Consider the following 20,331-nt stretch of genomic DNA (forward strand, 5'->3'; position numbering starts at 1 on the left):
AATATCGTTATATTAGCGTAGCTTACTTATTCGCTACTTTCGCCCTGGTTAGGCTGTCCGACGTGTTGAAACATGAAGTTAAGCGCTGCGGGCAGACTGGCCCGCCAGACTCTCCAGGTATGGCCGCCGGGGTAAAGGTCCATATGCACTGAGGTGGGTTGAATCTTTTCCATGGCCTGGCGCAGTTGCCGGGCGTGAAACTCGGCGTCATATACATCACTGCGCCCTGCGCTGATATACATTGGAACGTGGGGCACGTCGCTATGCTCTTCCAAGGGGCGAGGCGTCACTTTGATGCGGTAATCCTCAAGGTGCGCGGTGTAGTTCAACTGCTGCCAAAGCTGGCGGTCGAACTCGCCCTGATCGTCAAGAAAGGCAGGGTGACGGTTGGCAGAGGAGTTGTTGGGTGGAAAAGGCACATAGCTCGCGGGACTGAGCGCGGCGACGGCCGCGAAAAGGTCGGGGCGCTCCAGGGCGAAGTTAATCGCGCCAAAACCGCCGGCCGAGAGCCCACCCACGCCGCGCATCGAGCGCTCGTCGCCCACACGGTAGTGGTTTTCCACATGGGGCATGAGGTCGTTGAAAAAGGCACTGCGGGCCGCTTCGTTATGGCCATCGACCCACCAGCTGCGGCTGCCGGGCATGATGAAGACGCTGGGCGGAATGTGCCCGGCACGAATCAACCGGTCAGCGGTCTGCTGCAAATTGCCCTTGGCCAGCCAGTCGCGTTCGTTACCAAACGAGCCGTGCAGGAGGTAAACCACAGGGTAGACGGTGTCGCTGTTTTCAGCATAGCCATCAGGCAGGTAAACCGTGTAGGGGTAGGGGTTGCCCAACGTCGGCGAATCGAAATGGTGTCGCTCCACACTGCTGGCGAGGGCGGTTGAAGTGGCCGCCAACAGCCCCGCGAGTAAACCAAACAGGCTGATGAATCCGAGCCGCCAAAGTGGGCGTTTCCTCATGAGCACCTCGTCTGTCGGGAATTCTCGTGTTCTACCGGGGTCGGACAACTCACGGGGTGGGATGTTCAAGATGCTAATGCGTCGGCGTCGCGCAACACAACGTGGCGGGAGGGTTCATGCAGAAAGTGGAAGAAATCTTTTGGCTTAGAGCTTACGGCTGTATAGCCGTTTTTTTATTCCACTTGATGGACCAGGTCAACAAGTACGTCGACAACCTCGTCACTGATTTCATGCGTATCCCCCTGGTATTGGGGACGCCGATTTTCCTGTTTATTTCGGTGTTCGTCTTTGCCGTTCGCTACGATAAAGCGGTGCCTGAAGGGTTCATACGCCAGCGGGTCAAATACGTCATGCTGCCGTATTTCGTTTATGGATTTATCTATTCAACGGCGGAGTGGGCGAAAAGGGGGGCAGAAGGTGACCCGGTCAACTTCTGGGCCAATGCCGTTGAGTATTTTGTTTATGCCGGCTGGCACGGTTACTTCCTGATCATTGCGATGCAGTTTTATGTCGGTTATTGGCTGTTTACCCGCTTGCGCCTCTGGCGAGTCAACCCGGTACCGTGGTTCTGGCTATCTTGCCTGATCAGCATGGCCTACTGGGGAACGGCGTACTGGCAGGGCGTCAATCCGCCGGGGTATCTGCTCTGGGTGGCGCCGCTGGGCTGGCTTTACCTGTTTTTCCTGGCGTTGGTACTCGTGCGTTACTACCCGCTGGCCCCTAATGGCATCAAAGCCCAGCGACCGCAGTGGATGAAGTATCTGGCCCACCCGGCCTGCCTGGGCTTGTTTGTACTTGGGCTTGGTGTGGCAACACTTGCCCACCTGCCGGCCTTTACATCAAAAGAGGTCTGGGTCATTCCGTTCTTTGTGTTGTTTACGCTCTGCGCCACACGTCAGCTCAAGGGCTATACGGCACCGAATTGGGTCCGCCAGATCAATGTGTATTCGTTTGGCATCTATCTGGCGCATCCGATGTTTTTCATCGCCACCGACCTGATCATCGCGCCTTTATCGCTGCCCATCGTGGTTTACGCCGTAATGCTTGCGTTGGTGAGCATTACGGGCTGTATCGTGCTAAGCAAGGTGGTCAATACATCCAGAATCGGGGCGATGATGTTTGGCAAGAAACTGAATGTGGCCATGCACTAGGCGACCCCTGGCGAGGTGGTGGCATTGTCGTTGGTCAACGTATGAATGCGGGTGGGGCAGGCATGCAGTCGCTGCATGAAGTCGTGCAGGGCGCTGCGGTCGAGGTCCGGGTCGAAGCCGCCCAGACGCTCCAACCACGTTCGTCGAACCGCTATGTAGGGCGGCGATTGTAGCGTTGAGGCTAAAAAGCGTTGTAACAGGCGTGCGGGAAAGGTGGGCTCACTGGGGCCGAGCACGACGGCATCCACGGCGTAGCTATCCAGCATGGGAAACATTGCCACCCAAAGTGTCACCGGCAGGGCCTTGGCGTGGAGGGCAAACACCAGCCATTCGGCCTGACTGGTGGCGGCCGAATGGTTCAGCCGCGCACCCAGCGCGGTGCCCGGCAGGGTGGTGCAGTGGGCAGCGAAGCGTTGCTCCATCAAGGTTAACCGGGGGTCACGGTGCAAACTGGTTATCTGCAGTGTGAAAGCGGGATGGTCGGCGGCTGCTAGGTGAATGTTGCGTAAATGGCGGGGCAGTTGGGCACCCGTTACGCTGGTGTCGATAATAAAGCAGACCGACTTCATGGGTTGCCCTCCGGTCTATGTGTCTGGTTTTTGCTTATTGTAACTGATTGTGTATAAAAGTTTACTATAGTCTCTACCGTTTGGCGCGCAAGTAAATTAAGCGGGTGGATTTGGCTGCAATATCGAGTGCACCTATATGGTGCGCTTAAGTCTATTCTTGCTTATTTGTGGTGCAATAGTTGGCGGCATCAGGTTTTGAATGGACGTTTATGCTTGATATGCAACATGAAGTGGCACCAGAGTGATTTTTAAAGTCATTTAAAAACAACTATTTGCCATTATTTTATGCCATATTGGTGCAAGATTGGCACGCAACCTGCATTATTAGCGGTAGCGGCTAGTAGGTCATAGGCAAATCGCCTGGCGGCGTGCTACAACATTAGCCGGTTTCTATCGCTAGACGTTCTGTTGATGGCAACGGACAAACGTTGAGTGAATAAGCAAGGCAGGCGTGCCATGATGCACGCGACATGTCGAACAACATTTATTGGTAGCTTACTGTCATTAGCTTTAAGCCACGCTCATACCGGAGGACACTATGTCAGCCAAGACTCTCGCGCTAATTGAAGAGCATGATGTTAAGTGGGTAGACCTGCGTTTCACCGACACCCGCGGTAAAGAGCAGCACGTGACCGTGCCTGCCCGCGATGTGGACGAAGATTTTTTCGAAAACGGTCAGATGTTTGATGGTTCGTCCATCAACGGCTGGAAGGGCATCAACGAATCCGACATGATTCTGCGCCCCGAAGATGGCACTGCCTATCTCGATCCCTTCACTGAAGATGCCACGCTGGTATTGCGCTGTGACATTATCGAACCGGCCACCATGCAGGGCTATGACCGTGACCCACGCTCCATTGCCAAGCGCGCCGAGGCGTACCTGCAGTCAACCGGTCTTGGCGACACGGCTTTCTTCGGTCCTGAGCCCGAGTTTTTCATCTTTGACGAAGTCCACTGGAAATCCGACATCCAGGGCGCCATGTACAAGATCACGTCTGAAGAAGGTGCATGGGCCACGGACAGCCAGGTAGAAGGTGGCAATCTGGGCCACCGTCCGCGTGTTAAAGGCGGCTACTTCCCGGTTCCACCGGTCGATAGCTTCCACGATATCCGTGGTGCCATGTGTAACACCCTGGAAGCGATCGGCCAGTCGGTAGAAGTTCACCACCACGAAGTTTCCAACGCTGGTCAGAACGAAATCGGTGTGAAGTTCAACACGCTGGTGAAGAAAGCCGACGAAGTTCAGGAAATGAAGTATGTGATCCACAACGTGGCGCATGCCTACGGCAAAACGGCAACCTTCATGCCGAAGCCGCTGGTGGGTGATAACGGTTCGGGCATGCACGTTCACCAGTCGTTCTGGAAGGACGGTACCAACCAGTTCGCAGGCGACGAGTACGCGGGTCTCTCCGAAATGGCGCTTTACTATATTGGCGGCATCATCAAGCACGCCCGTGCCCTGAACGCCTTCACCAACGCTTCTACCAACTCGTACAAGCGCTTGGTACCGGGTTTCGAGGCACCGGTCATGCTGGCTTACAGTGCCCGTAACCGTTCGGCATCCATTCGTATTCCGTACACGGCCAGCCCGAAAGGCAAGCGTGTTGAAACCCGCTTCCCTGACCCGACGGCCAACCCGTACCTGGCTTTTGCGGCGATGCTGATGGCCGGTATCGACGGCATCAAGAACAAGATTCACCCTGGCGACGCCATGGACAAGAACTTGTACGACCTGCCGCCGGAAGAAGGCAAGTCGGTACCCACCGTGGCAAGCAGCCTGGATCAGGCGCTGGAAGCGCTGGACACCGACCGGGCCTTCCTGACCGAAGGTGGCGTGTTCACCGACGAAATGATCGATGCCTACATCGAACTCAAGATGGAAGACGTGGAGCGGATCCGCATGACCACGCATCCGGTCGAGTTTGATATGTATTATAGCTGCTAACAACAGCGGCTAATCTCACCTATGTGGTGCAGATGATCCTAAACCCCGCCACGGCGGGGTTTTTTAGTGTGCGCCAGGCATGGCGCGCAGCGCCTTAACTGGCGCTGTTCCTGGGGGTGGTGCCTCAGGATGACTTGGGGGTGAAAGTCCCCTGCACGCCCGGCAAGGGGAAGTGCTAGCCGACGGCAAGGGTGTCTCCCGCGAGGGGGAATCTGAAGGCAGCCTGAGGCAAAACGCTGGCCTGACGAATAGGAAGCGGATACGAGGCGTTATGGCGGGGTGAGGTGGCACTAATCACTAAAGCCCGATACTTGCACGGAACGTCATGACGTAAATCCGACAGGCATAAGCGGGAAGGTCGCGCGTCTTACCCTGGGAGGTCTGGTGGTCTGCCATGGTGCTACCGGCGTCGAGAGGCGACGGGATGGACCACCAGACGTCAGCAGAGGCCATAGTAAGTGCCGGTTCACTCCGGCACCAAGGGCCGAACATGAAGAACCGCGAGTAGGCGATAACGTCTCGAGGATCGATCATGAAGACAGAAACTGACGCTAACACCGTCACTCACCCAGAGGGGCAGGGGCAGTACCCTGAGCCCCAGCCGGTGAGCGTCGAGACGACCCCGGCGTCGCTATCGTGGACGAAAGCGGAGCCAACCTCGCTCATGGAACGGGTCGTTGACCCGGAGAACATGGAGCGAGCTTACCGTAAGGTGGTTGCCAACAAAGGGGCACCGGGTGTCGATGGCATGACAGTGCATCAATTAGCCAACCACCTAAAGCAATACTGGCCAACGCTGCGCGAGCGGCTGCTGGCCGACGAGTATCACCCAAGCCCAATCCGAGCGGCCACGATCCCCAAGCCTAAAGGCGGCGAGCGGCAACTCGGCATTCCTACGGTCACAGACCGACTGATCCAGCAAGCGCTGCTGCAGGTGCTCATGCCTATCTTCGACCCGATGTTCTCCGAGTCGAGTTACGGCTACCGCCCCAAACGCAACGCCAAGCAGGCCGTCTCGTCCATGAAGGCCCACGTTACCGCCGGCCACCGCTGGGTGGTCGATCTCGACCTGGAAGCCTTCTTCGACCGAGTGAACCACGACCTGCTGATGGCACGGGTGGCGCGACGCGTTGACGACAAATGCGTGCTGCGCCTGATCCGCCGCTACCTGGAGGCAGGCATATTCCAGCACGGCCTGCCCACACCGAGACGCCAAGGAGCGCCTCAAGGTGGGCCCCTCAGCCCGCTGCTGGCGAACATCCTGCTGGACGATCTGGACAAGGAGCTGGAACGCCGAGGCCACCGCTTCTGTCGCTACGCCGATGACGTTCAGGTGTACGTCAAAAGTCGACGAGCAGGCGAGCGTGTCATGGACAGCTTGAGTGAGTATCTCGAGAGTTCACTCCGGCTGACGGTCAATCGCCGCAAAAGTGCGGTGGATCGGCCGTGGAAACGCGGCTATCTAGGCTACAGTCTCACTCGGCACAATCAGCCGAAACTGACGCTAGCCAAGACCAGCCTGAAGCGTATGACGCAGCGTGTCCGGGAGATCCTGAAGCGTGGCAGGGGGCGTAACATCCAACGGGTAATCGAAGGGTTGAGGCCAGTCCTACGAGGATGGGCCAACTACTTCAGCCTCGTTGATGTAAAGCGCCCGCTGGAAGCGCTGGATCAATGGATACGCCGCCGCTTACGCGGCCTGCTCTGGCGGCAATGGAAGCGCCCAGCGACCCGGCGGCGGAAACTCCGAGGCCTAGGTCTGGACGCATACCGAGCTTGGAAATCGGCGGGTAATGGGCGAGGCCCCTGGTGGAATGCCGGGGCATCGCACATGAATCAGGCCCTGCCGAGGAAGTGCTTTTATGACCATGGCCTAATCTCGATACTCGATACGGTAGGATGGCTCAAACGTTGTTCATGAACCGCCGTGGTACGGAACCGTATGCCCGGTGGTGTGAGAGGACAGGGGAGGTAACTCCCCTTCCTACTCGATTGAGGGGGACGCATGTTGCGCAAGGTGTTAATGGCGCTGACCAAAGGCTGGGGCATCGGCCTTGGTCTGGTGCTGGCCGTATGGGTGGATGTTACGGCTGCATCATCAACCGTCTATCGAGTGGTCGATGAACACGGCAATGTCACCTTTTCCGACACCCCGAGCGAGGGTGGGGAAGCGCTTGAGCTGGCGCCGTTGCCTGGATTGCCAAGCGAATACGCCGAGAGGTCCGATGAGCCACAGGCCACCTCACCTGGCCAGCCCTTCATGCCTTACGACCGCTTCCAGATTCGCTCGCCAAGCGATGGCGCCGAGGTGGGTGCCGACACGCCGGTAATGCTGAGTATTAGCCCCCGGTTACGTGATGATCATCGGGTACAGCTGCGGGTGAATGGCAAGCTTAGCCAGTCGGCGCTGCACAGCGATGTGTTCTGGTTGGCAAACTTGCCCGCCGGTCGGCATCGGCTTCAGGCTGAGCTATTGGATAGCCATGGGCGACGGCAGCACCGCACAAACACGGTGACGATTGTGGTGGCAGAATAGCGTCAATGCGCCATTATGGTGCATGTGGTCGCTGGAAGCGTCGATGACCTGCGCTAAAACGACTCGCCATGCACCGCCACACGGCGCAAGTGCCGTGCAAATCAGCACGCTGGCCCATTTGGCGCGCTTTTTGCAGTTCTCTCTACATCTTTCCAGCGGAAGGCTGACCCAAGATAATGGACGAGGCGACTTTGCAAGACATCACCATGCACCAGCGTTTACTTGAACACCTCACCACGGCGGTGCTGCTGCTGGACGGCCGCCTCAATGTGTGCTGGATGAATCCTGCCGCAGAGGCGTTGTTTGCCGTTAGCCTCAGCCGTGTGCGGGGGATGAGCCTGGACGAGATGCTGGGCGGTGATGAAAGCATCGATGAGGTGTTGGCCAAAGCCCGCGATGCGTTTCATCCCTTTACCCAGCGTGAGGCGCGCATTACGCCGCTGAATCGCGATCCACTCACCGTCGACTATACGGTAACCCCCCTGTCCGACACGGAACTGTTGCTGGAGGTCGAGCCCCGCGACCGGCTGATGCAGATTTCCCGCGAGGAGGCGCTCACCACCCGCCAGGAAACTATCAAGGTGCTGGCGCGCGGCCTTGCTCACGAAGTCAAAAACCCGTTGGGTGGTATTCGTGGCGCGGCGCAGTTGCTTGAACGCGATCTGGATAACCCGGCGCTGCGTGAATTTACCCATATCATCGTCGAAGAAGTTGACCGGCTACGGGACATGGTGGATTCCATGCTGGGGCCCAATTACATCGTCAAACACGAGCCGGTCAATATTCACAAGGTGCTCGAACGTGTGCGTTCATTGCTGATCGCTGAGCACCCTTGGGTCGATATTCAACGGGATTACGATCCCAGCCTGCCGGACCTGTTCGGCGATGAAGCGCAGATGATCCAGGCGGTGCTGAATGTGGCCCGCAATGCGGTTCAGGCCATGGGCGATGCCGAGACGCCGACACCGACGCTGGCGCTGCGCACCCGTGCGCGCCGCCAGTTTACGTTGGGCGCCGAGCGGCACCGCCTGGTCAGCGAGGTGGGCATTATCGACAATGGCCCCGGCATTCCCGGCTCCCTGCAAGAAACCCTGTTTTATCCGATGGTCTCGGGCCGTGCCGAAGGCAGCGGGCTTGGACTGTCGATCGCCCAATCAATTTTGCACCAACATCAAGGACTGATCGAATGCGACTCACGCCCAGGGCGCACCGAATTTCGTTTATTGATTCCCTTGGTTATTAATGTCACCGGAGAAGCGTCATGACAGAGCCTGCCCGTAATGATGTTGCGCGGGTCGTCATTGTTGACGATGACCGTGCGATTCGCTGGGTACTTGAACGTGCGCTGGCGCAACCCGATCTCGAGGTTGAATGTATCGAGCGTGCCGACACGGCCCTTTCCCGCTTGCTCGAGAGTCCGCCGGATGTACTGGTTACCGATATTCGCATGCCGGGAATTGATGGCCTGGACCTGATGGCCCGGGTACGCGAGGCCCACCCCGATTTGCCGGTGATCGTGATGACCGCGCATTCGGACCTGGACAGCGCCGTGGCGTCTTATCAAGGCGGCGCCTTCGAATATCTCCCCAAGCCGTTTGACGTGGATGAGGCGCTGGCGCTGGTGCGTCGTGCCATTGCCCATGCGCGCGAACGTCAGCGCCCGGTCACGGTGCCGGAGGGGCTCAACGCGGAAATTATCGGTGAAGCCCCTGCCATGCAGGAGGTTTTCCGGGCGATCGGGCGTTTGTCTCATTCGCATATTACCGTGCTGATCAATGGCGAGTCGGGCACCGGTAAAGAACGTGTTGCCGAGGCGCTACATCAGCACAGCCCGCGCCAGGGCAAGCCGTTCATTGCGCTGAACATGGCGGCGATTCCGCGGGACTTGATCGAGTCCGAGCTGTTCGGCCATGAGAAAGGGGCCTTTACCGGTGCCACTTCACAGCGTCAGGGGCGCTTTGAGCAGGCCAATGGCGGTACGCTGTTTCTGGATGAAATTGGCGATATGCCGGCTGAAACCCAGACGCGGTTGCTGCGCGTACTGGCCGACGGCGAGTTCTATCGCGTGGGGGGGCATACGCCGACAAAAGTCGACGTGCGGATTATCGCGGCCACCCACCAGAACCTTGAATCACTGGTCGACGATGGGCGCTTCCGGGAAGACTTGTTTCATCGCCTGAACGTTATTCGCATCCACTTGCCGAAGCTGGCCGAGCGCCGTGAGGATATCCCCAGGCTGACGAGTCACTTTTTGGCCGAGGCGGCCAAAGAGCTGTCCACGGATGTGAAGGTGCTGACCCCCGAAGCGGAAGCACATCTGACCCGCCTGCCCTGGCCGGGCAATGTTCGCCAGTTGGAAAACATCTGCCGCTGGCTGACGGTGATGGCCTCGGGACGTGAAGTGCTGGTAGAAGATTTGCCCGCGGAATTGCGCGCATCCAGCGCTTCGGAGTCAAGTGCCCACGGTGACTGGCGGAGCGCTTTTCGCGATTGGGCGGATCACGCCCTGGCAGAAGGCCACACCCATTTGCTGGAAGAGGCCGTGCCGGATTTCGAACGCATCTTGATAGAAACCGCGCTCAAGCACACCGGCGGGCGTAAGGGCGAGGCCGCAGAATTACTGGGCTGGGGGCGCAATACGTTGACCCGCAAACTGAAAACGCTGCTGCCTGCGCTGGCGGCGGACGAGTAGCGCAAGCCGCAATGAGCTTACGTTACTTGTCTTCTTGTTTCAGGCGTTCTATTTCAGCGAGCAGCGCATCGGCTTCCTCCGTCAAGGTGGCATTTGCCCGCATGTCACCGTTGCGTGATGCCTCCATGGCGGCTTGCAGCTTGCGTTCGTAGTCTTGCTGTAGCTTCTTTTTGGGGTCGCGCTTGAAAAGGCCAAACATGGACGCTCTCCTTCTGTGTGTACATTGTTTGTACACCCTTGGAGAGTGTTTGTCTAATGCTGCGACACCTTTACTCCTTACCTTTAGCGGCTAGCGGCGTGAACAGGCGATTGTACTGGCGTGCAGGACGGCGCTGCATCGCATCAGGAAGGCGTCAAAGTCGCTGAGCAAGGTGTCAAGGCTTTCGTGGAGGCGGTGATCGTCGTCCAGCATGCGCAACGACAGGCGCTGCCGTTCGGCCCAGTCAATGACCGGGCGAGGGGGAATCACGTCATCCTGCCAGCCGTGAATCACGTGAGTGCAACTGGCTTGGAGCGTGGGGGCGGTTTCCGGGTAATGCGGTAGACCAATGGCCGGGGCCAATAAAAAGCAGCCCAGTACGGGCTGCTGTGAACTGACCGCTGCACTTAGCCAGCCACCCAGGCTTGAGCCGGCAAAGACGCAGCACTCAGGGTTGTCACCCCGCGCCGACAGCGTCGCCAAAAGATGCTTTAGGCGTTGCTGGGGGTCGGGTTGGTCTCGATAATCCATCACGACGGCCTCGCAGTCGTCGAGCTTTTCGGCAATGCCTTTCAGCGCCTGCATTTTCAATGCGCCGGGGCCGCTTTCCAAGCCATGTGATAGGTAGACCGTTAGCATAATGTCGTTAACTCGCTGATTGTTGAATAGCTTCTCCACCTTGCTCGATGTCTTCACCCGCCCCGCGAATGGTATTGCAACCGCTCACTAACAGTAAGATGGTGATGCTAAGAATGCCAAGAGCTGTCATGCGTTTCATAGAAGCTTCCTTTCAGGTGGTCACCCCCTTCAAGGGGGTATTAGCTAGACTAGCAAACGTTAGCCATTTAGCGACACTGGCAGTATGTACCTCTTTATCCTAATCACCATGCTATTTTGTCGCATGTGTCATTACGCCACATTTTTTGTGTGCCGTCGTCGCCGCGAATGAACCCTTTGGTATTTATTTAAGATATTGTTTTAATTGGTTTTTAATTTTTTTTAAGCGAAGTTGGCCTGATGCCTGCTTCGTTAGGTGTGTATGCGAAATGATAAGGAAGCTTGTTTATTCGCATTGATTAAAGTCACGGTCACAAAGGTCAAATCATTGGGTTCAGAAACGTTGTTATGCAGGTAAAGTCGTTACGTAGGAAAGGTTGATCTCGTGTTGGAAGGTAATCGGAAGCTGGTCAGTCAAAAGGTAATAGGTTGGAAGGAATAGTAGCAGAGAGGTAAGCAGTAGAAAGGTAAGCAGTAGAAAGGTAAAGCGGGTCAGGAGAGTGTCACGGCAGTAAAAGGAAGGCAGGAAGCCCGAGTGATAATGAATGGAACATTCAAAGGAATGGGCACTCTCCGTTTTAGCATAAGGAGGCGCTAAACATCAGTGTCATGGAATGACGACGATGCGAAATTACCACCTTGTTCCGGCGAGGTGGTTTTTTTGCGTCTGATTGATGCCTTATCGCTCCCCGACTAGCCCATCAGGTAAAGGCTGAGCAGCGCAAAGCCATAGCCCATGGCGGCGCCGGCAATCACATCGCTTGTGTAGTGCAGGCCCAGGCCCACCCGGGATATCGCAATCAGCACCGACAGGGGAATGACCACTGGCAGTAACCACGGCGTGTGGGCGGCGACCAGCACGCTGAACATCATGGCGTGCATGGTATGCCCGCTGGGAAAGCTATAGCGATCCCGGGCCGGTGCATTGCACTGAATACCGCTGCGATAAGTGATATACGGCCGCTCACGGCACAGGCGGGTTTTTACCAGCCGGTAAATGGCGATGGCGACGCTGGCGATCAGGGTGTACTGCAGCACTCGCCAGGCGCCGTCAGGCTGCAGCCAGGGTTGCGCCAGGATCAGTAGCACCCAGACCGGCCAATCACCCAACCGGCTGGCAGCCTGGAGTGTCATGCGCCAGGGCCGGTAGAGCGATAGGCGCGATACGCGCTGGCAAAACTGCCATTCCAGCAAATCAAGACGATCGAATACGACGAGGGGGCGGGGTCGCATGATAAGCCTCCTGGGCCTTTTGAAGATAATCAAGAAACTGCCGGGCAATGCCCGCCCAGCTTTGCTCAAGGGCTTTCAGCCGGGCGAGACGACTGTACTTGGCATAGTCCGCCGGGTGTTGGCAGAGGGTCACCGCCGCCTGACTAAAGGCCGCCGAGTCGTTGATGGGCACGGTAATGCCGTTGTAGCCGCTCTGGATCAGCTCGGCGCTGGCCGCGTGCCGATAGGCCACCACGGCGAGCCCGCTGGCCATGGCCTCACTGACCACGTTGCCCCAGGTTTCGGAAAGCGAGGGGAAGATGAACAGGTCGGCGCTTGCGTAATGCCGGGCAAGCGCGTCTGGATCAATAAAACCGGTAAAATGGACATCCGGGAGCGCGCTTTCAAGCTGGGCCTTTGCCGGGCCATCGCCCACGATAACGTGGGCCATGTCCGGGCGGACGTTGCGCATGGCGTGATAGGTTTCCTGTAGCAACGCGAGGTTTTTTTCGGCGGCGAGCCGCCCGACATAAAGCGCCACCGGCTGATGGTCGTTAACGCCCCAGGCACGACGTAATTCAGGGTCGCGGTGGGCAGGGGAAAAACGCTCACCATCGATGCCGCGTGACATCACCGCGACGTCGTGGATGCCTTGCTGGCGAAGTTGACTGGCCTGCAGTTGGGTAGGCACCAGGGTTAACCCGCAACCGTTATGGAAATAACGCAAATAGCGGCGGGTTGCCGAGGCGAGCCAGGGAACGCCGTAATCGCCACAGTAATGATCGAAATTGGTGTGCCAGCCCGCCACCAGCGGAATGCCCATCTGCCGTGCTGCCAGGCGTGCCGACCAGCCCAGCGGGCCTTGAGTGGCCAGGTAAACCACATCGGGGCGCTGCTCTTTCCAGAACTTGCGCAAAGTCGCGGGGCGACAAAAGCCTACCTGAACGTCGCGGTAGCCCGGGATGGCAAAGCGCGGTACCTGTAGCTCGGCCCGTGCCTGAGTTGCCTTGGCGGCAAGCGGGGGCTTTGGCCGAATCACATCAATAAGAACCTGATGGCGGTCAAGCTCGCGGCTAAGCCGACTCAAGGTGTGTGCGACACCATTGATGTCCGGTGCCCATGTTTCGCTGACGATGCAAAGCCGCATGTGCGATCCGCCCTCTTGTCTGTTTACAGAGCAGTTTGGACGACAGGGATGACATGCCTAAGACAGGCAGGTGAATAAGCGATGACAACACGGTGCCTGTCAGCGTTTAAAGGAGACCCGCCTAAGGGTTGTGCAAGGATGTACGATGTAGCCGTGATGCATGTTCCAAAAATGGGGAGTTACAGATGAAATCAACGGTGTTAATCACGGGGGCCAACCGGGGTGTCGGGCTGGCGCTGGCAGAGCACTATTTTGATGAAGGCTATCGCGTTATCGGCGTTTGCCGGCAGTCATCCGACGCGCTGGACCGCGTGGCGGATCAGGTGATCGAGTCGACTGATGTCACTCAGCCTGATGATGTCATAAGCCTTGCCGAGACCCTGAAGGGCCAGTCGCTGGACTTGCTGATCAACAATGCCGGGTTGCTGCGCGATGAATCCCTGGGCAGTCTTGATTTCGACAGTATCCGCGAGCAGATGGAAATCAATGCCTATGCGCCGCTGCGGGTTGCAGAAGCCCTGCTGCCCAATCTCGGCAAAGGCAGCAAGATCGCCAATATCACCAGCCGCATGGGGTCCATCGCGGATAACGACTCGGGCGGCCGTTATGGGTACCGTGCGTCCAAGGCGGCGCTCAACGCCTTTGGCAAATCGCTGGCGATGGATTTAAAACCCCGCGGCATTGCCGTGGCCCAACTGCACCCCGGCTATGTGCAAACGCGCATGGTGAATTTTGGCGGGTTTATCAGCCCGCAGGATGCCGCGTTGGGTATTGCCGCGCGGATTGAGGAATTGACCCTCGATAACAGCGGCGGGTTTTGGCACAGCAACGGCGAGTCACTCCCCTGGTGATGACGTGCGCTGCCCCGTGGCACTGTCAAAAGGATGCAGCGCGTCGCGGGGCACGTAGAACCGCAGGGTTTCGCCTTCGGCCACTGGCGGCTGGCCGGAGACGCGGATGACCATGGGCTGGTCACTGTCGGCAAGGTTCGCATACAGGTGGCTTTCGGCTCCGGCGGCCTCAAACAACGCAAGCGTTGAGTCGATGGTTAGGTGAGGCGCTGTGGGCGGCGTTAAGTGCATATCATCCGGGCGAATGCCGACGGTATCGGTGCCTTCTGGCAGGTTATCCAGCAGGCCGTTGCCACCTTTAGCCTTCAGGTAGTCCACCGGCAGCATGTTCATGGCGGGGGAGCCGATAAACCCGGCCACAAACATGCTGGCGGGGCGGGCGTAGATCTCCATCGGCGTGCCCACCTGCTCGATCTGCCCGGCGTTCAGCACCACCAGGCGGTCACCCAGGGTCATGGCTTCCAGCTGGTCGTGGGTCACATACAGGCTGGTGGTTTTCAACCGCCGCTGTAGCTGCTTGATTTCCACACGCATCTGCACGCGCAGCTTGGCATCCAGGTTGGAAAGGGGCTCATCGAATAGAAACGCTGCCGGGTCGCGAACCAGGGCACGGCCCATGGCGACGCGCTGGCGCTGACCGCCGGAGAGCTTGCGCGGTTTGCGCGCCAGAAACTCTTCGATCTCCAGCATTTTGGCGGCAGCATGAACGCGCTGTTCAATCTCATCTTTTTTGAAGCCGCGGTTCTTCAGGCCATAGGCAAGGTTGTTGTACACCGTCATATGCGGGTAAAGCGCATAGTTCTGGAACACCATGGCAATATCCCGCTCGGCGGGTTCGAGCTTGTTCACCACTCGCTCGCCGATTTTGAGCGTGCCGTCGGTGATGGTTTCCAATCCTGCCACCATGCGCAGCAGGGTAGATTTTCCGCAACCTGAAGGCCCCACCAGCACCACGAACTCGCCGTCTTCGATCTGCAGGTCCACGTCCTTGACCGCCTGGACATCGCCGGTATAGGTCTTCGCTATTCCCTCCAGGGTAATGCTGGCCATGTTATTTCTCCGTCTCGGTCAGGCCTTTCACGAACAGGCGTTGCATAAACAGAATGACTAATACCGGTGGCAGCGCGGCCATCACCACCGCTGCCATCACCAGGTGCCATTGGGGGTTTTCTTCCGAGGTCATGCGCTGAATGCCCATCACGATGGTGGTGTAGTCGGGGTCAGTGGTGATCAGTAGCGGCCACAGGTACTGGTTCCAGCCGTAGATAAACATGATCACGAACAGCGCAGCGATATTGGTCATCGAAAGTGGCATCAGGATGTCCTTGAAGAACTTCATAGGCCCGGCGCCATCGACCCGGGCGGCCTCGAGCATTTCTTCGGGGACGGTCATGAAGAACTGGCGAAACAGGAAGGTTGCGGTGGCCGAGGCAATCAGCGGAATCGACAGGCCGGCGAAGCTGTTGAGCATACTGAGGTCGGCCACTACCTGATACGTCGGGATAATGCGTACTTCCACGGGCAGCATCAGGGTGACGAAGATCAGCCAGAAGAAAAACATCCGGAAGCGGAAACGGAAATAGACGATGGCAAAGGCGGATAACAGCGAAATAAACAGCTTGCCCACGGTGATCGCCATGGCCATTACAAAGCTGTTCCAGAGCATCAGCGCGGCGGATGGAGAGTTGGCCGTCGAAACGCCGGATTGCCACATTTGGGTATAGTTTTCGATCCCATGGCTGCCAGGTAGCAACGGCAGGGTGCCGCGCAGTAGCTCATCAGGTGCCTGGGTCGATGCCACAATGGCGATATAGACGGGGAAAACCACCAGTGCCACGCCGATGATCAACACAGTATGGGCAAAGCAATTGGCCCAGGGTCGGTTTTCAACCATTACAAGGCTCCAACAAGGCCGGATTAGCAGGCCGTCCGTTAGTAGTTAACGCGCCGCTCGATAAAGCGGAACTGGATCACGGTCAGCGCGACCACAATGACCATCAGAATCACCGACTGAGCGGCCGAAGACCCCAGGTTCAGCCCCACGAAGCCGTCGGCATACACCTTATACACCAGGATGTTGGTGGCCTGTGCCGGTCCGCCTTCGGTGGTGGCGTGGATAATCCCAAAGGTGTCGAACATGGCATACACCACGTTGACCACCATCAGGAAGAAGGTCGTGGGCGACAGCAGTGGGAATACAATCGTCCAGAAGCGCTTGATGGGGCTGGCGCCATCAATGGCGGCTGCTTCGATCAGCGATTGCGGGATGGACTGCATGCCTGCCAGGAAAAACAGAAAGTTGTAGGAGATCTGCTTCCAGGAGGCGGCTAAAATCACCAGCAGCATGGCATCGCTGCCGGAATTGCGGTGATTCCACTGGTAGCCGACCATTTCCAGCATGTAGGGCACGATGCCTATGGAGGGGTTGAAGATAAACCACCACAAAACGCCCGCCAGGGCGGGGGCAATGGCGTAGGGCCACACCAACAGCGTGGTATAGGTGCTGCGCGAACGAATCATCCGATTGACGGTGCTGGCCAGCAGTAGCGCCATGGACATCGACACCAGCGTGGTGCCCACCGCAAAAATTACCGTCACCGACAGCGAATTAAGATAGCTGCCGTCGCGGAACAGGCGGGCAAAATTTTCGAGCCCCACAAACGTCGAGCGTAACCCAAAGGCATCTTCGCGCAGGAGTGATTGATACAGGGCCTGACCCGCCGGCCAGATAAAGAAAATCAGCGTGATGATAACCTGGGGGGCCAGCAGGGCGAAAGGCAGCCAACGCCCTGGAAAGGTCATGCGTTTTGTTTGCATGGCAAGCTCTTGAACACAGCCGAACGAAAGCGCCGCCTACCCTTGGGTAAGCGGCGACGTCAGTGCCTGGTTACTGATTGGCGGCTTCGAAGTCCCGCAGCAGAACATTGCCGCGTTCCACGGCATCGTCCGCCGCTTCCTGGCCGGATTTATCGCCAGTCATCACGGCTTCCATTTCCTCGGAGATAATGTCGCGAATCTGCACAAAGTTACCAAATCGTAGGCCTTTGGAGTTTTCGGTCGGCTCGTTGAGGGTCATCTGCTCAAGCGAAATATCCGCCCCCGGGTTCTCTTCGTAATAGCCCTGCTCTTTGCTCAGATCCCAGGCGGCTTGGGTGATGGGCAAATAGCCGGTTTGTTGATGCCACTGCGCCTGTACCTCGGGCTGGGAGAGATACTCAAAGAACGCTGCAACGGCTGCGTATTCTTCTTCGCTGTGGCCCTGCAGTGCCCATAGCGTTGCGCCACCGATAATCGAGTTTTGTGGTGCGCCGTCTACGTCATCGTAGTAGGGCTGCATGCCAAAGCCGACGTCAAATTCTGAATTGGCGGCGACATCTGCCCGTGAAGCAGAAGAGCCGAAGAAAATCGCGCAGTCCTGGGAGTAGAAAAGCGGCTCCGAGTCGGGGCCGGAACCGGGGCCGCCCCATTTAAACACCCCCTCTTCCTGCCAGTCGTGGAGGTTGTCCCAATGACGAGCAACCAGCTCATTGTTGAAGGTAAGCTCGGTTTCCAGGCCGCCAAAACCGTTTTCCAGCGTACCTAGCGGCACGTTATGCCAAGCGGAGAAGTTTTCCAGCATTACCCAGCTAGGCCATGAGGTGGTAAAACCGCAGCTGGCCGCACCAGCGTCGACGATCTGACGTGAAAAGTCGGCCACTTCTTGCCATGTTTGGGGGGGCTGTTCGGGATCCAGGCCCGCTTCTTCAAACATGTCGCGGTTGTAGTACATGATGGGCGTAGAGGAGTTGAACGGGAACGACAGCATATTGCCGTTGGTGTCGGTGTAGTAACCCACCACCGCGGGCAGGAAGACATCGTTATCGAAAGCGCGGCCATGCGCTTCCATCAACTCGTACACTGGGTAAATGGCGCCTTCGGCGTTCATCATGGTGCCGGTACCGACTTCAAAGACCTGCAGGATATGCGGTTGCTCATTGGCTCGGAAGGCGGCGATAGCGCCCGTCATCGTTTCGGTGTAGGTGCCACGGTAGCTGGGGGTCACATGATAATCATCCTGGGACTCGTTAAAGTCCTGGGTCATCTCTTCAAGAATGTCACCCAGTTGGCCGCCCATGGCGTGCCACCAGCTAATCTCTGTTGCCGCCTGGGCAGACAGGCTGAGGCTGGCCGTTGCCACCCCTACGGCAAGCGCATGCAGTGTAAAACGAGACATACAGAAGCTCCTTGTGGGCCTGAAATGAATCAGGCAGTACCCTGCGTTTGTTAAGGTTTTTTGGATGCATAGTTTTCTGGATGCCTAGACTGTAGAAAGTGCAGATGACGTTCAGGTGAACGCCAGATGAACTCCACATGACAACTTGCCGATGTAGGCGGCCGGTGGGTGGGGTGATAGTCTGGCAGACAAGATGGCCAATGACAGGAAGGGCAATAATGAGCGACGCGGAGCGACTGTTAGCAAGGTTGGTGGCGTTTGATACCACCTCGAGCGAATCCAACCTGGCGCTGGTCCGCTATGTGGAAGACTACCTGGCTTCCCATGGTGTTGAAGCCGAGCGGGTAATGAGCCCGTGTGGTAATAAAGCCAACTTGATTGCCCGTATCGGCCCTGATGCGCCGGGCGGTGTCATGCTTTCCGGGCATACCGATGTGGTGCCGGTGGCGGGTCAGCCCTGGTCGAGTGACCCTTTCACCCTGCGCGATGGCGGTGATGGCCGGTTATACGGGCGCGGCACCTGCGACATGAAAGGCTTTCTTGCCTGCGTTCTGGCCAACGTGCCCGAGTGGGTGAACGCGCCACTCAAGCAACCAGTTTATCTGGGGTTTTCCTACGATGAAGAAATCGGCTGTGTGGGCGCGCCGGATCTGATTCGGCGATTCTATGAGCATTACTCGACCACCGCGCATGTGATTGTCGGCGAGCCGACCAGCATGCAGCCGGTCGTGGCGCAAAAAGGTGCGACCAACCTGCGCACCACCGTTACCGGGCGCGAGGCCCACAGCAGCCAGGTCAATCAGGGCACCTCGGCGATTCACGTCGCGGCAAGACTGGTGACCTTTATCGAAGACACCATGGCCGCGCTGGTGGAAGAGGGCCGTGTCGATGAGGCCTTCAACGTGCCCCATACCAGTCTGCACGTCGGTAAAATCAAAGGCGGTACGGCGATCAATATCATGGCCCGGGAGTGCCAGTTCGAGTGGGAAATTCGCCATTTGCCGACGGATACGTTCGACGAGGTATATGCTCGCTATGAGGCGTTTTGCGCCCAGTTAAGCGATCAAATGCAGGCCAGAGGGAAGCATGTTGAGATCACGACCGAGGCGCTGAATGTGACAGTCCCGGGGTTGGCGGATCGTGATAATGACCGCGTCCTACGCTTGGCGAAAGACCATTTGCCAGCAGGATGCTGCGACCACGCGGTGGCCTATGCGACCGAGGCCGGGCAATTTCAGGGGCAGGGCTTACAGACGATCATTCTGGGGCCAGGCAGCATTGCCCAGGCGCATCAACCGGATGAGTATGTTGAGCGCAGTCAGTTGGAAGCGTGCACGGTGTTTTTGGACAAAATGACAGAGGTGTTGCGGCAAACGTCGGGGCGTAACGAGTGAAATTGGCAAGTGTCCCACCCGGTATCGGGCGGGACAATGACTACCGCATCAATGCTGGTGATCTTCTACGAATAGCTCAGCTTTGGCATGGCGCATTACATCTTCGCAGGCTTGTTGTTGTGCCAGTTGGGACAGCAAGCGCTGGGTCACTTCAAAGCCTTTACCCATGCAGGTATCAACTTCGTGCTGGCTAATGGCTGGCGTCACGCGATAGTCAATCTTTACCGTACGACCGCCGCCCTCTAACCGATCCGCAACCCCTCTGAGACGCCAAGCGATTCTCTCTTTCCAGCTAGCTGATTCTTCCGCGCCTTCGTTTACGCTAAACGTGCACTGCCACTCGGGTTTGTAAACCTTCATAGGGAGAACCTCCTGCAATTTGGAAAGAATGATCGATCGTGATTCGTACTCCGTCAGTCTGATGTTAGTGCGCTACCACTATACCTAATTTGTCGTCTATCCCCTAGACAAAACGTATATCGTCTTTCGCATGATGACCACAAGGGGGGGTGATGAAGTACACTTAACCTTACGCCCCGTTCATCGTGAGGTAATTCCGTTGCTCGGCAGCGGTGGTTGGTTAACCGTTGAAGGAGAGCGCCTAACGTAAGTCGGCATGCTGTCGATACAGTGTAATAACTGACAGGAAAGTGAGTTGATCCATGCCAGCACGCGGCAGTATA

General features: G+C 57.5%; 21 protein-coding genes. 8 read left to right on the forward strand and 13 right to left on the reverse strand.

Translation table 11 applies throughout. The features are described from left to right. Positions 1–26 precede the first annotated feature (26 nt). Positions 27–962 (reverse strand): alpha/beta hydrolase, encoded by a 936-nt coding sequence (locus IT895_RS00995; RefSeq protein ID WP_199284451.1) that lies wholly within the window; start codon positions 960–962, stop codon positions 27–29. 116 nt (positions 963–1,078) lie between these two features. Here IT895_RS00995 and IT895_RS01000 point away from each other — a divergent pair, with 116 nt between their 5' ends. Then, a complete protein-coding gene (locus IT895_RS01000; protein WP_199284452.1) occupies positions 1,079–2,113 on the forward strand; it encodes an acyltransferase family protein in 1,035 nt (344 codons plus the stop codon). On the opposite strand, the gene IT895_RS01005 is transcribed toward IT895_RS01000, so the two are convergent. Continuing rightward, on the reverse strand, positions 2,110–2,682 hold the full coding sequence (locus IT895_RS01005) for a hypothetical protein (protein ID WP_199284453.1): 573 nt from the start codon (positions 2,680–2,682) through the stop codon (positions 2,110–2,112). The genes IT895_RS01000 and IT895_RS01005 overlap by 4 nt on opposite strands. 538 nt (positions 2,683–3,220) lie before the next feature. Here IT895_RS01005 and glnA point away from each other — a divergent pair. Further along, on the forward strand, positions 3,221–4,627 hold the full coding sequence (gene glnA / locus IT895_RS01010) for a glutamate--ammonia ligase (protein WP_199284454.1): 1,407 nt from the start codon (positions 3,221–3,223) through the stop codon (positions 4,625–4,627). Positions 4,628–4,924: 297 nt separating this feature from the next. Here glnA and IT895_RS01015 read toward each other — a convergent pair whose 3' ends face one another. Beyond that, a complete protein-coding gene (locus IT895_RS01015) occupies positions 4,925–5,161 on the reverse strand; it encodes a hypothetical protein (protein ID WP_199283555.1) in 237 nt (78 codons plus the stop codon). Between IT895_RS01015 and ltrA the strand changes: the two genes are divergently transcribed. The 4 genes from ltrA (at position 5,160) to ntrC (ending at position 9,855) form a co-directional block, all read left to right on the forward strand. Beyond that, on the forward strand, positions 5,160–6,548 hold the full coding sequence (gene ltrA, locus IT895_RS01020) for a group II intron reverse transcriptase/maturase (protein WP_199283554.1): 1,389 nt from the start codon (positions 5,160–5,162) through the stop codon (positions 6,546–6,548). The two genes, IT895_RS01015 and ltrA, sit on opposite strands and share 2 nt — an antisense overlap. An 84-nt stretch (positions 6,549–6,632) precedes the next feature. Further along, positions 6,633–7,163 carry a DUF4124 domain-containing protein gene (locus IT895_RS01025; RefSeq protein WP_233337324.1) on the forward strand — a complete coding sequence of 177 codons (531 nt, stop codon included), beginning with the start codon at positions 6,633–6,635 and terminating at the stop codon, positions 7,161–7,163. 206 nt (positions 7,164–7,369) lie between these two features. Next, a complete protein-coding gene (glnL, locus tag IT895_RS01030; RefSeq protein WP_085917702.1) occupies positions 7,370–8,428 on the forward strand; it encodes a nitrogen regulation protein NR(II) in 1,059 nt (352 codons plus the stop codon). Next, positions 8,425–9,855, forward strand: a complete 1,431-nt coding sequence (gene ntrC / locus IT895_RS01035) for a nitrogen regulation protein NR(I) (protein WP_199284455.1) — start codon at positions 8,425–8,427, stop codon at positions 9,853–9,855. The genes glnL and ntrC overlap by 4 nt, the downstream gene beginning before the upstream one ends. A 22-nt stretch (positions 9,856–9,877) precedes the next feature. Here the strand turns inward: ntrC and IT895_RS01040 are convergent, their stop codons facing one another. The 5 genes from IT895_RS01040 to IT895_RS01060 all read right to left on the reverse strand — a co-directional run bounded on the left by IT895_RS01040 (position 9,878) and on the right by IT895_RS01060 (position 13,190). Then, positions 9,878–10,054, reverse strand: a complete 177-nt coding sequence (locus tag IT895_RS01040) for a DUF6435 family protein (RefSeq protein ID WP_199284456.1) — start codon at positions 10,052–10,054, stop codon at positions 9,878–9,880. A gap of 90 nt (positions 10,055–10,144) precedes the next feature. Then, on the reverse strand, positions 10,145–10,693 hold the full coding sequence (locus tag IT895_RS01045; RefSeq protein WP_085917651.1) for a YqiA/YcfP family alpha/beta fold hydrolase: 549 nt from the start codon (positions 10,691–10,693) through the stop codon (positions 10,145–10,147). A gap of 7 nt (positions 10,694–10,700) precedes the next feature. Beyond that, positions 10,701–10,832 (reverse strand): entericidin A/B family lipoprotein, encoded by a 132-nt coding sequence (locus tag IT895_RS01050; protein ID WP_085917652.1) that lies wholly within the window; start codon positions 10,830–10,832, stop codon positions 10,701–10,703. Positions 10,833–11,524: 692 nt separating this feature from the next. Continuing rightward, on the reverse strand, positions 11,525–12,064 hold the full coding sequence (locus IT895_RS01055) for a phosphatase PAP2 family protein (protein ID WP_199284457.1): 540 nt from the start codon (positions 12,062–12,064) through the stop codon (positions 11,525–11,527). Continuing rightward, a complete protein-coding gene (locus IT895_RS01060; protein WP_199284458.1) occupies positions 12,027–13,190 on the reverse strand; it encodes a glycosyltransferase family 4 protein in 1,164 nt (387 codons plus the stop codon). Before IT895_RS01060 ends, IT895_RS01055 begins: the two co-directional genes overlap by 38 nt. Before the next feature lie 185 nt (positions 13,191–13,375). Between IT895_RS01060 and IT895_RS01065 the strand changes: the two genes are divergently transcribed. Then, the gene (locus tag IT895_RS01065; RefSeq protein WP_085917655.1) at positions 13,376–14,041 is read left to right on the forward strand and encodes an SDR family oxidoreductase; all 666 of its coding nucleotides are present in this window, start codon (positions 13,376–13,378) and stop codon (positions 14,039–14,041) included. Here the strand turns inward: IT895_RS01065 and IT895_RS01070 are convergent. From IT895_RS01070 to ugpB, 4 genes are all read right to left on the reverse strand, one after another. Further along, on the reverse strand, positions 14,027–15,091 hold the full coding sequence (locus IT895_RS01070) for a sn-glycerol-3-phosphate import ATP-binding protein UgpC (RefSeq protein WP_199284459.1): 1,065 nt from the start codon (positions 15,089–15,091) through the stop codon (positions 14,027–14,029). The genes IT895_RS01065 and IT895_RS01070 overlap by 15 nt on opposite strands. 1 nt (position 15,092) lies before the next feature. Further along, entirely contained in the window at positions 15,093–15,935 is an 843-nt protein-coding gene (gene ugpE / locus IT895_RS01075) for a sn-glycerol-3-phosphate ABC transporter permease UgpE (RefSeq protein ID WP_199284460.1), read from the reverse strand. 38 nt (positions 15,936–15,973) lie between these two features. Next, positions 15,974–16,858: a sn-glycerol-3-phosphate ABC transporter permease UgpA gene (gene ugpA, locus IT895_RS01080; RefSeq protein WP_199284461.1), complete on the reverse strand. Its 885-nt coding sequence runs from the start codon at positions 16,856–16,858 to the stop codon at positions 15,974–15,976. Positions 16,859–16,928: 70 nt separating this feature from the next. Next, the gene (gene ugpB, locus IT895_RS01085; protein ID WP_199284462.1) at positions 16,929–18,254 is read right to left on the reverse strand and encodes a sn-glycerol-3-phosphate ABC transporter substrate-binding protein UgpB; all 1,326 of its coding nucleotides are present in this window, start codon (positions 18,252–18,254) and stop codon (positions 16,929–16,931) included. A gap of 218 nt (positions 18,255–18,472) precedes the next feature. Here ugpB and argE point away from each other — a divergent pair, with 218 nt between their 5' ends. Beyond that, the gene (argE, locus tag IT895_RS01090; protein ID WP_199284463.1) at positions 18,473–19,648 is read left to right on the forward strand and encodes an acetylornithine deacetylase; all 1,176 of its coding nucleotides are present in this window, start codon (positions 18,473–18,475) and stop codon (positions 19,646–19,648) included. Between the two features lie 48 nt (positions 19,649–19,696). On the opposite strand, the gene IT895_RS01095 is transcribed toward argE, so the two are convergent. Then, positions 19,697–20,008: a hypothetical protein gene (locus IT895_RS01095; protein WP_085917661.1), complete on the reverse strand. Its 312-nt coding sequence runs from the start codon at positions 20,006–20,008 to the stop codon at positions 19,697–19,699. Positions 20,009–20,331: the final 323 nt, after the last annotated feature.

The organism is Halomonas sp. A40-4 (assembly GCF_015767635.1).
Taxonomy (GTDB): Bacteria; Pseudomonadota; Gammaproteobacteria; order Pseudomonadales; family Halomonadaceae; genus Vreelandella; species Vreelandella janggokensis.